This window comes from Acidobacteriota bacterium, assembly GCA_038040445.1.
Classification (GTDB): domain Bacteria; phylum Acidobacteriota; class Blastocatellia; order UBA7656; family UBA7656; genus Onstottus_A; species Onstottus_A frigus.
Genome location: JBBPIG010000034.1, coordinates 40,456 through 55,260, shown reverse-complemented (window position 1 = coordinate 55,260; position 14,805 = coordinate 40,456). Strand labels below are relative to the sequence as shown.

Genomic DNA, 14,805 nt, shown 5'->3' with positions numbered 1-14,805 from the left:
ATGAGATCGACGTATTCACGCTTCAGGATAACTACACAAATCCCGCTGAGCCCACCGAAGCCATGACCTTCAGCCAATACGGCATAGTGGATTTCAAGGTCCAGTACTGGAACGGAACGGCCTGGACTGCGGTGACTGACGGAGTGGTTACCGGCAACAACAAGGTGTGGAGGAAGTTCTCTTTCTCAAACATCACCACCGACCAGATCAGGGTGCGAGTAACCAGCGCATTGGCCAGTTACAGCCGAGTCACTGAGATCGAGGCCTACCAGCCGAACAACTCCGCCTATGACGCGGCGGGCAATGTCACTAACGACGGAGTACACAGCTACAGCTACGACGCAGAGAACCGGCTGGTGAGCGTGGACAATGGAGCGACAGCTTCGTACAAGTACGATCATCAGAATCGCCGAGTGAGCAAGGCAGTCGGATCAAGCTTGACTCATTATGTGTGGCAGGGCTCGCAAGTGATAGCCGAGCACGACGCGACGACACCATTGCCGGGGTACGGGCAGCCGCCCTATCAAGTGCAGTCAGCGCGAGTCGACTACGTCTATGCGGGCGCGAGGATGGTGTACAGCCGTCAGCGGACGAGCAGCACGGGAGCCTGGTCTGAGAGGTATTACCTTAGCGATCGTCTGAGCACGAGGGTTGTGCTGGACGCGAGCGGTAACGTGCTAGGGCGTCAAGCTCACTTGCCGTTTGGGGAGGACTTTGGAGAGACCGGCACGCAGGAGAAGCATCATCTCACGAGTTATGAGCGGGACGGTGAAGGTGGCACGGACTATGCGGTGAATAGGCACTATGCGCAAAATGTCGGGAGATTCAATCAGGTTGATCCCGTCGCGCCTCCGTGCCGCCTGACCCAGGTCCTGAATCGCTATTCCTATGCAGGTAATGATCCGATTAATGTATTTGATCCCGACGGCCGCGTACCCGTCTGCAATGTCGTTGGCACTGGGAAGATTTACCTATACATGGGTGGAGACGGCTGGGCGCTCATCGGAACCTTTATCATCACTCGCTGTGAGGACATATCATCGGGGAATGACAGCCGGGGTGGAGGTGGGGGAGCCGCATCACCGAAGACAGCTCCGATTCCGAGCAATCTCCGTGCAAGATTTGACAAACTACTACGGAAGAAAAACAATGAGTGCGGTAACTTTGTACAGAACCTTATCAATCAAGTGGCCAAAGATACTGGTAAGGCTTTCTACTCTGATAACGCTTTGGACCTTTTTGATACAATTAGCGGTCCGGGAGGAGGAGGGTATGTTCTGTCGGAAGGACCTCTACAAATCGGTGGGCGAGGTGCTGGCGGTACAGTCGCTGGAAGCATAGGGAACATAGGAGTCCAAGGAGCCACCCCTCCAACGGTTATTATCTCACCTCAAACGTATTTCAATCTTGGGGTGGAGAATCTTCAGGAGTCATATGTTCACACTGCTTTGCATGAGACTATTCATCTCGCTGGGACTCAATCAGGTTATTCAGATCCCGAATTAGCAAGAGCTGTCGTCAAGCTTGGTGGTTTGTCTCAAGCTGAGTTAGATGAGTATGATCGTATCTCTGATAAGGAAGATCCGTGGGCAACAAGCGGATTTTGGAATAAAATCCTGTCAAAGAATTGTCGCTAACAGGAGATAGAATGACAAGCGCTAAGGCAGTTTTCTTACTTCTCAGCTTGACGCACTGTTTGGCTGACACTTCAAGAGTCCGGGGATGGCGTGGCATTGTACCTTTGCACTCCACACGCGCAGACGTAGAGCGATTGTTGGGAACCTATGTAAATAAACGAGAATGCGTTCATTCCATTTGCTCGTACTACTTGGATGATGTTATCGTGCACTTTAATTACTCAGCTGGCGATTGCAACAGTGGTAGAGGGGCATGGGATGTTCCGCTTGATACGGTTACTTGGATTACCGTATACTCCAAGCCACGCCCGCGACTATCCGACCTCAATATAGATGAAAGTAAGTTCGAGAAGAGGAAAGCTATAGGTGACACTCTGCTATACATTAACCAAGAAGAAGGAGTCTCTATGGAGGTGTGGCAAGGCGCGGTGATGTCTTTTAATTACGGACCAACTGCAAAGGATGAGCATCTACGATGTCCTGCTAAAGACCAGGACACCATATTCTCCGATGTGCCTGAAGCCTCCCGGACGCGTCTACTAGAGAGGTTAAACCAATTCGTGGAGTATAGTCGCACAGAACAATACGAAAAGCAGTATGAGCTATTCTTACCGAAGCTTGCGGCTAAGATGTTCCCTGTAAGGAACAAACAGGAATTTGGCAAATGGGTCCGTACCCAAGAAGGATTCAGGGAGTCTTGGATTGAATTCAAGCCCAGAAGTATTACAGAAATCGAGGACGACACTTACGGCAAAGTTTATCTCATTTATGGTCTTGCTAAGACATCAGAGGGTGGAAAGATTGTCGAGAGTTCTCGAACGACGAAAGCAGTAATAAAGGGTGGAGAGTGGTATTTGATAGATCTATTCAGATTGGCTCCATTATGAACGGTCGTAGTGGGCATAGGAAGAATCCGCTGCTAGACCCTACACTGAAGAATCAACCAGAGCACAGTTACCGTCACAGATCAGGTGTCGTGCCGATAACGGCGGGTTATGACCTCTGAAGACAACAGAGCGCGCCACCAGAAAACCATGTCACGTCGGTTGCGTCTACATCATAACGAACGTTGATTGTACGCCCCGGCTTCTCAAGATCACCCCCTTAAGCTGGTACGTCCCGCAGGCCCGCACGCCGGAAGAAGGAGTGGGTTACTGTCCGTTTTTCGCTAGCGGATTTTGGTATAAGATTCTAAGGAAATATTGTCAATACGAGGAATAAAATGAAGAGCGTTATGGCAATCTTTTTACTTCTCACTTCGGGATTCTCTATGGATGGATCTTCAAAAGCTAAAGGATGGCGTGGCATCGTACCCTTGTACTCAACACGCGCAGACGTTGAGCGGCTGCTAGGCCCTCCCGCTAACAAGGGTGACTGCATTCAAAGCTTATGCTCGTACTACTTGGACGATGTAAATGTGCACTTTAATTATTCGCCCGGTGACTGCAAGAGCGGTCGAGGCATCTGGAATGTCCCGCCTGGCACGGTCGTATGGATAACGGTTTATCCAAAGCCAAATACTCGGCTATCCGACCTCAAAATAGACGAAAGTAAGTTTAAGAAAGGCCAAAAGGGACATATAGAAGCCGAAATATCTTATGAAAATGAGGAAGAAGGTTTGACATTGATGGTATATGAAGGCATGGTGCAGACCTTTCTTTATGGACCAGCCGGAAAAGACCAGCATCTCCGTTGTCCGTAGTTCCCCGCCAACTTGTATAGGCGGCTCTCGGGCAGATCTTTTGAAGTCACGGCGCCTATCGAGCGATCAAAAACGGGCCTGTTTCTTTCGAAGCCTTTCCTTTCGCCTTCGGGGTCGATTGCTTAGCCGAGATGATTTCGAGGAACGCGCGAGCGGCTTGCGATTGATATCGGTCCTTGTTGTAGATCAATCCGAGTTTTCGCTGGAACCGCGCGTCGCGAATCGTGAGCGCTCGCAGGGTGCCTTCCTCGATCTCCTTGGAGATGCACAACCGCGGGGCAATCGAGATCCCCATACCAATCGACACGAATCGTTTGATGGTCTCGATCGACGCAAGCTCCATCGTGACTTTGATCTTCACCCCGCCCTCGCCGAAGTGTTTCACCAATCGCTCGCGCGTGGTCGTGCCGACACGATGAAGAATGAACGGTTCGCCTTCAAGCTCGCGCATCTGCACTGAGCGTCTCGCCCAAAGCCGATGCGATGGACCGACTATCAAGGCCAGCTCGTCCTTGTGAATCGTCATCACCTGGAGCCGCGCGTTCTTGATCGGCAGCGTCACTATTCCGAAATCCAGCGAGCCGTCAACGACTCTTTCGCTGATAGAGCGAGTGATCGCGCGATGGATGTCGACCTGCACCTGCGGGTAGGCCTGGGTGAACGCGGACAGAACTTCCGGCAGCAGGTAAAGACAAGTCGTCTCGTTCGCGCCAAGGCGCAACGTTCCGCGATTCAAGCCCTGCAGTTCTCCAATCGCCAGCACGGCTTCTTCTCGAAGCCTGAGCAATCGCTTCGCATACTCGGAAAGCAACTCGCCTGCGGAGGTGAGCCGAATGGTCTTGCCCATTCGGTCGAAAAGCGGCTCGCCCAACTCCCCTTCGAGAAGCTTGATCGTAGAGCTTATAGCCGGCTGCGTGCGCCCCAGCTTCTGACCGGCTCGCGAAAAACTCTTCTCGCCGGCCACCGCCGTGAACACTTCAAGTTGCCATAACTCCATATCGAGCGACCTCTTGCACGGATAACCAAACGTTATAGCTAGCATAGAAAGAATAGATTTTACAAATCCGAATCATTGGAGTAAAAGGGTACGTGACACGGCGGTCAGCCTACCAATTTTGGGTTGCAGGTTTTGGATTGGATAGCCCCCGCAATCTAAAACCGAAACCAGTACCCCGAAATTGGTAAGCTGGCCGCCGCGCTCTTTTTGGCAAACAAACACAAACAAAAGGCAACGGTAGCCCGAAACGAAAAAGGGTAGCGTAGACTGTCCAGTCTGCGCATGTCCTGGGTCGGGCTCAACTCGCAAGCACGCGCAGACTGGACAGTCTACGCTACATACGGAGGACCTATGAGCTCAGAAGCTGCATTGAAGTTCGCGGCCGAGCACGGGGTCGAATTTGTGGACGTCAGATTCACACTGACGACCGCCGACAATCTGATGGTCTTCAAATACACTGTGAAGAATGCTGCGCTCGCTGCCGGCAAAGCGGCGACGTTCATGCCCAAGCCGATCTACGGCGACAACGGCAACGGCATGCACTGCCATCAGTCGATCTGGAAGGACGGCAAACCGTTGTTTGCCGGCGACCGCTATGCCGGCATATCGGAGATGGCGCTTCACTACATCGGCGGATTGCTGAAACACGCTCGCGCGATTGCGGCGTTCGCCGCGCCTACAACGAACAGCTACAAGCGGCTGGTGCCGGGGTTTGAAGCTCCGGTCAACCTGGCTTATTCGAGCCGGAACCGTTCGGCCGCCGTGCGCATACCGATGTACTCGCAGAGCCCGAAAGCGAAGCGGCTGGAGTTCCGCCCGCCCGATCCATCGTGCAATGCTTATCTGGCGTTCTCGGCGATGCTGATGGCAGGCCTTGATGGGATTCAGAATCGAATCGATCCGGGCCCGCCGCTCGACAAAGACATTTACGATCTGTCGCCTGAAGAGCTGAAGGATGTTCCATCGATGCCGGGCTCGCTAGAGGAGAGCCTGCAAGCGCTCGAGAGCGACTACGACTTCCTGCTTGCGAACGACGTGTTCAGCGAAGGCTTGATCGAGCGCTGGGTCGATTACAAACGCGGGCACGAGATCAACCCGGTTCGGATGCGTCCGCACCCGATCGAGTTCTCGATGTACTTTGACGCGTGATTGCTGAACGGATGTTACCGAGGTGCGCACCAGCCTGTGGACAAGCGCAAAAAGGGCGGAGCGATCAACTCGCTTCGCCCTTGCAACAGCGATTTAGACCGTCAGGCCGCCGAAGCTTTCCTCAAAGCCGCGCGCTTGGATAGCGTCGATAGCACGATGCCCAGCACTATGGACCCCGCTAACTCCCACTCGAGATTGATTGCCGTGTCGCGGTTCCCAACCAGGTGAATCCTGCCGAACCATTGCTGGTCGAACATCCTGAGAATCTCAAACCAGGCGCAGAGACCGAACACCGTAGTGGTTACCAAAAACGCGAGCAGGTCCCGCGGCAACGTCGAAAATAGATTCGCCAGCCGCACAGGAATCAGCCTGTCGTCTGCTTGCCTTGCAGCGCGCTCCTTCGCCCCAAAAAACAAAGCCGCCGCCGCGATAAAGACGATGACCCCGAGGAAATCGTAGAAGAGATCATTCGCCGTGTCGTACCACCAATGAATGCGTTCGAAGTGACTCCAATAATACTCATCCCACAACTCGAGAATCTCGTACCAGCCGCAATAGGTGAAGGCGACCGAGGTAGCAAGGAATCCGAGCAGGCCGCTCGAGAGTCTGAAGCCCATCCCTCGCGTACCCGCTCGCAGGAGCCAGAAAGCTGCGAGCGCCGAGAAGCCCGAGCCGGCAAAGTGCGCGAACTCGTCGTAGTCACGAAGCGGCCCGAATGGGTGTCCGTACAATCCGAGCTTGTTGCCCAATATATCCACAGCCACCGCCGCGCCGAGTGACAAGATTACGAAAAATGGCGCTCGCAAGCCCTGTCGAAATCTGAAGTAGCAATAGAAGAATAGCAACAGCGCGCAAGTGTAAACCGTGTTCACCTGCCACTCGCGATATGGAAGCGCGATCAACAACAACGACTTGGCCGCGAAGCTAATGACGCAGAAGGCGTAGAATTCTATCTGCCGATAGATAGACTTGGGGGTTGAGGTCGACACATTGTCCATCGGAACTCCCACCAGGGCGGGTTAGCTCTTGGGTTTCGAGAGCATACCAAAAACGATGTGAAACGCGCAGCGCATTAGAGTGCGTGTAGCAATCGCCGGTTGCTTCGCCCAAAGGAGTTGGACACCGAGAGTTGGACACCACTGCTCCTTCAAGCTATCTTCAATGACTTCAAACCATCGCTTATGCTCGGATGCGCTCAGGTGACAGACAAAGGGACTCCTCAAAACATCTCTTCAAGCAATCAACATCTTGTAGCCGAGCTATGCCGCTTTACCACTTTCGATGAGCTTCGGCGCTCGGAGTTCTATCGACAGCACCAGGCCGAGCTGAAGCGCTTGCTCGACGAGCCGAGGGTCAGCCGTGCGAGCGACCTCAAGCCGAAGCTGCGCTCGTTCCTAAGGGTGGTCGAGTGGAACGTCGAACGCGGCACGCGGCTCGAAGGAATAATCGAAGTCCTGAAGACTCATCCGGTGCTTCGGTTCGCGGATTTGCTCTTGATCAATGAACTGGATGAAGGAATGCTGCGGTCGGGCAACTTGAACGTAGCGCTGGAACTGGGCCGCGCGCTCTCATTTCACACGGTTTTCGGCGTTGAGTATCTCGAGCTGACGAAAGGAGTCGGTGATGAACTGAACCTCGCCGGCGAGAACACGGCGTCGCTTCATGGCAACGCGATACTGACCAGGCATACATTCTGGAGGCCTCAGATAGTTCGCCTTCCGCGGTGCGAGAACAATTTCGAGAGCAAAGAAAGACGACTCGGCGGCCGAATCGGAATCTTGATCGATATCGAGATTGCCGGAACAAGCTTCGCCGTGGGCAACACTCACCTCGACGTGGTGAACACACCGCGCTGCCGAGCAAGACAGATGCGGGCGATGCTCGAGGCATTGGACGCCCGGCTCGAAGAGCAACCCCGAAATCGCGCGGCCATAGTCGGCGGAGACCTGAACACACACACTTTCGCGCGAGGCACCAGGCTTCGCGCGATGAAGAACACGGCGACGATTCTCAACAGCAATCGGGATTGCCTGCGTCAACGGCTGAGTCACCCCGAGATAAGAGAACCCGCCATCCGTGAGCTCACGAGATTCGGATACGAGACCCAAGGCTTCAACGATCGCAGCGCAACAAGCCGCACGATAGTTTCAAACCTTGATGATCCCGCCGGATTGCCTCGCCCGATGAAGTGGTGGGTCAATCGTCGAGTTGGACCCGAAGGTCTGCTGCTCGAGTTTCGCCTGGACTGGCTGGCGGGACGCGGACTCAGAGCGCTCAGCGCCGGTGAGGTCATCGACGAACAAACCGGCACGGCGAGTGTGAACGCTCAAACGGTGCCTGGTCTTATGCACGAAGGATTGCCGCTGTCCGACCACGATCAGATCGTCGCCGATCTGACCCTCGAAACAAGATCCGCGATTCCTTAACCCCAGCGAATCGCACTTGATCCCCGACAGACTTAGATCAATCTGACCGAACCTGCGAATCAGACTGACCGAATCATCTTCCGCGAAGCTTCGATGCGAACCTGACGTGCTCGCCATAAGCGTCGACTTAAGAGTGAGTTAAGGATGCAGACCCTTCTATCTAATTTCCGGCATCGGCTTTGTATGTTCATCGAGCGAGACATTTCACCTGATCAAAGCGCGGACTGCGTAGTCACGTCGCGATGACAGGTTGGTTGATGAAAGGAGCAAAGCGCTATGAAACATCCAGGAGTATGCGGCGGCGTCATCTGGGAGACCCGTCGCTAACCACCGCGATGCGCGGCTGAGCGCAACGCCTAAAACTAACCGGGCCGTCCTCGACTAATTACCCGCATGTCGGGGAGAAGCAGGCAAGGGAGGCCTGCGCTCCCAGGCCAGGCGATAGTCGTCGGAAATTACGGTCGAATCCAGCGCGCCCATCGGAAGCAACGCACTGCCTGTCTGCTCGCCAATCCACCTTTTCCAGCCCGCACTTGCTTCGAGTCACGCACCTTACTTACGCATATCTTGCCGGTCTTGGTGTCGCCGGGCTCTCGTGAGCGCGTTCGCCGGCGGCGATAAGGCGGGTGATATCAGTGATATCTTGCCGGTTTGTGGAGGCTCGCTTTCTATCGTAGTATGAAGAGAGTCCTTACGATGGTCGATATTCACAGTCACATCTTGCCTGAGGTAGACGATGGCTCGCACAGTCTCAATGAATCGATCGAGATGTGCCGGGCATCGGCGGATGACGGCGTAGCTGTGATGGTTGCAACACCGCACACGCACGATGGAGTTCATACCACGCACGATCCTGCCTTCCTGCGGGAAAAGGTTGATGAACTGAATCGCCAACTGGATAACAAGCCGAAAATAGTCCTGGGTTGCGAGCTTCGCTTTACACACGCGCTAGTGAAGCAGATCTGCGAGACACGCAGTGCGCCGACGATTGCCGGGGGGCCTTACGTGCTGGTCGAGTTCCCCCACGCCGTCGTGCCGCCAGGAAGCGAGCGCCCGCTGTTTGAGCTTATGAGCAATCAGATAACGCCGATCATCGCGCACCCTGAGCGCAACCTTATGCTGATGACCGAGCCAGAGCGTTTTTACGAATTGGTTTCGATGGGAGTGCTCGGACAGATGGATACCGGATCCATCATGGGTAACTTCGGGAAGAGGGTCCAACAAACGGCCCGCGTGATGCTCGAGAACGGGCTCATACACTTCATCGCCAGCGACTGTCACAACACGCGCAACAGGCTACCGGGGATGTCGGCGGCAGTAGCTGCGACCGCGCAGATCGTCGGCGAGGAGTATGCTCGCGCGATAGCCGGAGACAACCCGGCTGCGGTAGTCGATGGGAGGCCCATTCCATCGCGCCCGACTACCACGGTTCCTCAGAAGAAAAAGAGATGGTTGCTGTTTGGACGAGGGTGAAGACAGAGTTGCACCGGCTGCTCGCTGTTAGCCTGCCTGGTTAGTAAACGCAATCAACTGCTGTAGCTTGTTAAGCGCACTTCCGTTGTCGATCGATTCAGCCGCTACGGCTACTCCTGCTTTTAGATCACTCACTCTGCTGCTTGCAACGAAAGCCGCGGCCGCGTTCAGCAGGACTATGTCGCGTTTGGGTCCTCGCCCTCCTCGCAGCACCTCGAGAATAATCTGGCTGTTCTGGCGAGCGTCGCCACCTTGAATCTCTGCCAGCGTTGCTCGCGACAGACCGAAGTCTTCAGGCGCGACGGAGTAAGTATTTGGCTCACCGTTTCTCAACTCGGTTATCTTGCTCTCCCCGGTTATCGTTATCTCGTCCAGACCGTCGCTGCCGTGGACCACAAGCGCCCGCGAGCTGCCGAGTTCGCCCAGCACGCGGGCGAGCAATTCCGTCAAGTGGGCGGCGTAAACTCCCACAACCTGGGTATTCGCGCCGGCCGGGTTCGTTAGCGGCCCGAGCATGTTGAAGATCGTTCGAATGCCCATCTGCCGGCGGGCGATGGCCACGTACTTCATTGCGTCGTGAAGCAGCGGCGCGTGAAGAAAGCCAATTCCCACTTCGTCGATGCAGCGCGCGATTTGATCAGGTTGAAGCTCGATTCTGACGCCGAGCGCTTCGACCACGTCGGCGCTCCCACATTGAGACGACACGGATCGATTGCCGTGTTTCGCAACTCGAACGCCGGCGCCCGCGGCAACGAACGCCGCGGCGGTCGAAACGTTGAAGCTGCCGCTGACGTCGCCGCCTGTGCCGCAGGTGTCGATCAGGGCCTCGCGGTCCGTTCCCCCGATCTCGGCGCTAACGGTTGTGAGGGGTTGGACGCGCGCGGCTTTTCGGCGCATCACTCTGGCGAAGCCGGTCAGCTCCTCGACGGTCTCCCCTTTCATTCTGAGCGCGGTCAGCAGCGAAGCGATCTGGGCGTCGGTGCACTGCCCGGTCATTATTTGTTCGAGCACGGCCTCAGCCTCTTCGGAGCTGAGGTCAACGCGGTCGACAACTTTCTTGATCGCTTCGTTGATCGTCATGGGTGCTCCACGCTAGCACGACAGGGCAGGCGGCGTTAACCCGGGAGCGCCCGCCCGCACCCCCAACCGGCGGCCAGCGCGGCGAGACGGCCGTGCTCCCTTCTATCGTGCCAAAACAGACTCGGCGATTTCGCTTGCCGACAGTGAGCTTCGAATGTAAACGGGGCGGGTCGTCTGGGTGTAAGCGCTCTCGAACAGTTCATCGCACAGCACATCAATCTCTCGCTGAAACTCCGCGTCTGTTGAGCGGAATCCGTCGGGAGCCAGCGCTTCGGTGACTGGAAGCCTTATCAGCAAATCATAGGTCCGCATCCAGGAGCGGCAATACATTCCCAGGGCTTCGGCCTCCTCGCCTTTGGTTCCGTAGCGCCTCGCATAATAGGCAAAGTTATCGAGCACCGAGCGGTCGCATACAAGCACATCGGCTCGCGGAGCCTTCTCGATTTCGAGCTGCACCTGTCGCGCTATGATCCATTGATAAGCCTCGCGAGTCGCCTGTTCGTTTAGGGGAAACGGACACTCGCGAGCTATCTCGGTCAGCAATTCTACCTTTCGGCCTTTGCGTTTGAGCACTCCAGCGAGCTCGTAGGCGATAGTTGTTTTGTTTACGCCATGCGTTCCGACAAGCGCGACCTTGAACAATCTCTGTCTCCCTCCGCTATCCGCTCTTGCTTGATTCGTCTCGATGCCGCGTCACTATTAATTCGATCGACATTCTATCAGCGACCTCGAGTTTCACCCATCACCTCAAAGCGATTCGCGGATCGCGAGCGCGTGGCAGCTCGTACCAAACGCTGTCGCACTGTTCTAATTCCTCCCGGTCGAGCTCAAGCCCGACACCGCCAAGCGTGTCGCGTAGCTGGCCGGCGCTGGTTGCACCGACTATCGCCGAGGTGACGGCTCGCTGCTTTAGCACCCACGCGAGCGCTGCATGCGTCAGCGATTTTGCGCGCGCTTCAAAAAACGCTCGCAGCCGCTCGACCGCTCCAAAACACGCCTCGTTCCAGTAGCGGTCCAGGTAGAGCTTCCCCGCGACCGCGAAGCGCGTGTTTTCGGCGGGTGCCGCGTCGCGCCGATGCTTTGCTGTCAGAAACCCACCGGCCAGCGGATTGTAAACAATAACGCCGACTCCCTCTTCTTCGCACAGCGGGAACAACTCGTGCTCGATCTCCCGAAACAGAAGATTGTATCGAGGCTGAACCGAATCGAATCTGGCAAAGCGAAGGCGATCGCTCGTCCATAAGGCCTTGGCCAACTGCCAGGCGCCGAAGTTCGAGCAGCCGATGTAGCGAGCCTTGCCGCTTTGGACGATCGAGTCGAGCGCGCCGAGAGTTTCATCAATGGGTGTGTCCGGGTCAGGCGCGTGCACTTGATAGAGATCAACGTAGTCGGTACCCAACCTGCGCAGGCTCGCCTCGATCGCCGCCAGCACGTGCTTGCGCGAGAGCCCGGTATCGTTTGGGCCAGCGCCCATCTGCATCCTGCATTTGGTCGCGAGCACGAAATCGTCGCGCCTGCCTCGAAGCCATCGGCCGACGATTTCTTCAGTTCTGCCGGCGATCTCCAAAGACACGGGAATTGGGTACACATCGGCTGTGTCGATGAAGTTAACTCCGCCTTCGGCGGCCGCGTCCATGATCTTGAATGAAGTCAGCTCGTCGCATTGGTAACCGAAGGTCATGGTTCCAAGGCATACTTCGGTCACCTTAAGCCCGGTCCGGCCAAGACGTTTTACCTTCACCTTTGCGTCCTCCTCTGAAAATTTCCGACAAGCGAGGTCGTCGGTCGTAACCTCGGATGTTACTTCATCTTGTGAAACGTTCAAAACGCCGGGTATAATTTTTACTCGCACAAGAAAATGATCGCTCGTCGAGGGCGCGCCGCGGTCCCGGGTCTAATACTGATAAGAGGAGTACTATCGGAATGAGGAAGGCAGTCACATATTTGCTGGCAGTGGTTTTGGTGTCGTCGTGGGGATTTCTATCCAGTGTATCCGAGGTTTGGACAGTTCGGGCGCAAGGGGCCGCCTTGGAACTTAAGAGAGTTCACCCTACCGTCATAACAGCAGGAACGCGAACATTCACGATGCGATTGGACGGCCGCCGCTTTGTAAGCGGGGCGAATGTTTTGTTCGATGGTGTCGCGCTGGCCTCACCGCGAGTGAGCAAAAAAGGCAAGGTGTTGTTAGCCGAAGTGGACGCGTCATTGATTGCGTCGCCGGGCACGCACACCGTGCAGGCGCTAAATCCGGATGGCACGACCAGCCCTACCGCGACGCTCACCGTTAAAGCTCAAGATCCGAACCTGCAGATTCGGCTCGACGGCAACGCCGCGGAGGAAGATTCGGGACTCATATTCCTTCCTACAGTTCTGGCCGAATCGTTAGAGAAGGGAGGTATCCTGGTTTGGGGCCGGGGCACGGCGACGACGGAAGTACCAAACGGCTTTCAGATTGAGATCTCGGAGGACTTCGTCAACGATCCCGCGGCAATCCCGATAACGCTTGTAGACAAGGATGGAAATCTATCCAACACTGAGCTGTTCTTCGTCGTTCCGAAGCCGGTGAAAATATTCGAGGTGGATCCCGCCGCGCTGGAGGTTGGAACGGAGGATGTCCCGCTGATTGTGACCGGAAATTTCAAGCCCGGCGCGACAATAATCCTAAATGACATGGAACTAGTGACCACCGTCGGCAAGAATGACCGGCTGGAAGCAACAATCCCCGGCAGTCTCAGGAGCCAACCCGACCGGTTGGTATTGCGCGTGGAGCAAGAGGGAGTCCAGTCTCAGGATACTATTATCCCGGTTACTCCGACGACAGGCCCGTTCATTTTTACTCTGGCGCCTTTTCGATTTCGGGATGGAGAAGAGAGGCGTTCAATTGACATCATCGGCGCCAACTTTGACAAGAAGGTTACTGCAAAGGTAGATGGCCAGGACGCGTTCATTCGGGCCATCACTCGAAGCCGGCTCACCGTGGCGATAGAGCCCAACGCGGCGGTGGGCTCGCACACTGTTCAGGTGATTGATAAAGATGGGAATGCGACGGTCATCGTTACTTTCGAGGTGGTACCGGATGTAACCGTCTCGACTCTCGCAGGCACGGGCAAAGGAGGCTTTGATCCGGGATGCGTGAGTGGCGACGATGCCAGATTCTTGCGTCCCAGGCGACTTGCCCTCGGCCCCGATGGTCTGCTGTACATTACCGATCAGCAGAACCATGCAATCCGAACGGTCGACACAAACACGCGTCAAACATGCACTTTCGCGGGAACCGGCGAGGAGGGTTACAACGATTCCGGAAACGCATTAGGGAAACTGCCCACGTTCTCGTTCCCGAACGGCGTGGCGGTTGCCGGTGATGGAACCGTATACGTAACCGAGAACGGAAACTGCGTTGTGCGCCGGATCGAAAGGTCCGGAGCCGGCATAACGGTCAGTACGTTCGCCGGCTTGTTCAACGATCTTACTATTGAAAACAGACAGAACCGCTTGAACAGCACTCGCCAGGGCCTCGCCAGCTACAGGGACGCCGGGTTGCTTGACTCCGGGTTCCGATTGCCGGACGACATTGTGATTGCGCCCAATGGAGCGATCTACATAGCCGACGCTGGCAACCACGCCATCCGGCGGATCACGCAAAGCGGCGGGCAATCTCTGGTTGAAACCATAGCGGGCAACGGAGTTCCCGGATTCTCGGACGGAGCGGCCGGAAAGGCGCGATTCAACACGCCTACAGCTCTAGCACTCTCGGCCGACGGCAACTTCCTGTTCGTGACTGACACGAACAACGGACGTGTTCGCCGCATCGATCTTGTGAACAGGCGAGTGAGCACTGTCGCAGGCGGGGGAGACAGTGATTTGGTGAACGGCCCGGGCGGACTGGCGGTGTTCTTTCAGCCGATCGGGCTCGCGCTCGATTCGGATGGTGTGCTCTATGTGTCCGAGTTCGGGGCCAGCGACATTCGTCGCATTGATTCAGCGGGCAATGTCACAACTCTCGCCGGGGGACTGAGCATAAAGCTTCGCGATGGCCCCGGCGTTGATGCAGGGTTCAACCAGCCTCGAGGTCTCGCAATCGACATCCAGCGCGGGGTTCTATACGTTGCGGACTACGAAAACTTCGCAATACGAAAGATCACCTTGCGCTAGATCAGCAATGCTGGACATGAACAGGAGTCGCGACGAGCCTTTTAGCTAAGCGAAGCTACTTCGGGTCAAGTGTTGATGAGAATCGCGGCGGTGCCACGGGTAATGCGGCCCGCCGTTAATATTGGCGAAACGATAATCCACACTGACCTTCCCCCCGGCCACCACCTCTATCACCTTCTTTCCTTGAGG

At 55.8% G+C, this 14,805-nt stretch carries 11 protein-coding genes and 1 pseudogene; 7 read left to right on the top strand and 5 right to left on the bottom strand.

The window, feature by feature from the left end; translation table 11 throughout:
- The 3 genes from AABO57_25835 to AABO57_25825 all read left to right on the top strand — a co-directional run.
- On the top strand, nucleotides 1-1,637 hold a 1,637-nt coding region (locus AABO57_25835), incomplete at its 5' end, for an RHS repeat-associated core domain-containing protein (protein MEK6289148.1).
- Between the two features lie 206 nt (nucleotides 1,638-1,843).
- A complete protein-coding gene (locus tag AABO57_25830; protein ID MEK6289147.1) occupies nucleotides 1,844-2,524 on the top strand; it encodes a hypothetical protein in 681 nt (226 codons plus the stop codon).
- A 335-nt stretch (nucleotides 2,525-2,859) separates the two neighbouring features.
- Nucleotides 2,860-3,339 (top strand): hypothetical protein, encoded by a 480-nt coding sequence (locus tag AABO57_25825; GenBank protein MEK6289146.1) that lies wholly within the window; start codon nucleotides 2,860-2,862, stop codon nucleotides 3,337-3,339.
- Nucleotides 3,340-3,394: 55 nt separating this feature from the next.
- Here AABO57_25825 and AABO57_25820 read toward each other — a convergent pair whose 3' ends face one another.
- Nucleotides 3,395-4,336 (bottom strand): LysR substrate-binding domain-containing protein, encoded by a 942-nt coding sequence (locus AABO57_25820; GenBank protein MEK6289145.1) that lies wholly within the window; start codon nucleotides 4,334-4,336, stop codon nucleotides 3,395-3,397.
- 402 nt (nucleotides 4,337-4,738) lie between these two features.
- Between AABO57_25820 and glnA the strand changes: the two are divergent.
- Nucleotides 4,739-5,485 (top strand): annotated as a pseudogene (gene glnA / locus AABO57_25815) (glutamine synthetase).
- 101 nt (nucleotides 5,486-5,586) lie between these two features.
- Here glnA and AABO57_25810 read toward each other — a convergent pair.
- Nucleotides 5,587-6,483, bottom strand: a complete 897-nt coding sequence (locus AABO57_25810) for a hypothetical protein (protein ID MEK6289144.1) — start codon at nucleotides 6,481-6,483, stop codon at nucleotides 5,587-5,589.
- A 201-nt stretch (nucleotides 6,484-6,684) separates the two neighbouring features.
- Between AABO57_25810 and AABO57_25805 the strand changes: the two genes are divergently transcribed.
- Together AABO57_25805 and AABO57_25800 are read left to right on the top strand one after the other, a co-directional pair.
- Nucleotides 6,685-7,911, top strand: a complete 1,227-nt coding sequence (locus AABO57_25805) for an endonuclease/exonuclease/phosphatase family protein (protein ID MEK6289143.1) — start codon at nucleotides 6,685-6,687, stop codon at nucleotides 7,909-7,911.
- A 696-nt stretch (nucleotides 7,912-8,607) separates the two neighbouring features.
- Entirely contained in the window at nucleotides 8,608-9,384 is a 777-nt protein-coding gene (locus AABO57_25800) for a CpsB/CapC family capsule biosynthesis tyrosine phosphatase (protein ID MEK6289142.1), read from the top strand.
- Nucleotides 9,385-9,411: 27 nt separating this feature from the next.
- Here the strand turns inward: AABO57_25800 and trpD are convergent, their stop codons facing one another.
- The 3 genes from trpD to AABO57_25785 form a co-directional block, all read right to left on the bottom strand.
- Entirely contained in the window at nucleotides 9,412-10,464 is a 1,053-nt protein-coding gene (trpD, locus tag AABO57_25795) for an anthranilate phosphoribosyltransferase (GenBank protein MEK6289141.1), read from the bottom strand.
- A 102-nt stretch (nucleotides 10,465-10,566) separates the two neighbouring features.
- Nucleotides 10,567-11,106, bottom strand: a complete 540-nt coding sequence (locus AABO57_25790) for an AAA family ATPase (GenBank protein MEK6289140.1) — start codon at nucleotides 11,104-11,106, stop codon at nucleotides 10,567-10,569.
- 100 nt (nucleotides 11,107-11,206) lie between these two features.
- Entirely contained in the window at nucleotides 11,207-12,205 is a 999-nt protein-coding gene (locus tag AABO57_25785; GenBank protein ID MEK6289139.1) for an aldo/keto reductase, read from the bottom strand.
- Nucleotides 12,206-12,387: 182 nt separating this feature from the next.
- Here AABO57_25785 and AABO57_25780 point away from each other — a divergent pair, with 182 nt between their 5' ends.
- A complete protein-coding gene (locus AABO57_25780; GenBank protein MEK6289138.1) occupies nucleotides 12,388-14,616 on the top strand; it encodes an SMP-30/gluconolactonase/LRE family protein in 2,229 nt (742 codons plus the stop codon).
- Nucleotides 14,617-14,805 lie beyond the last annotated feature (189 nt).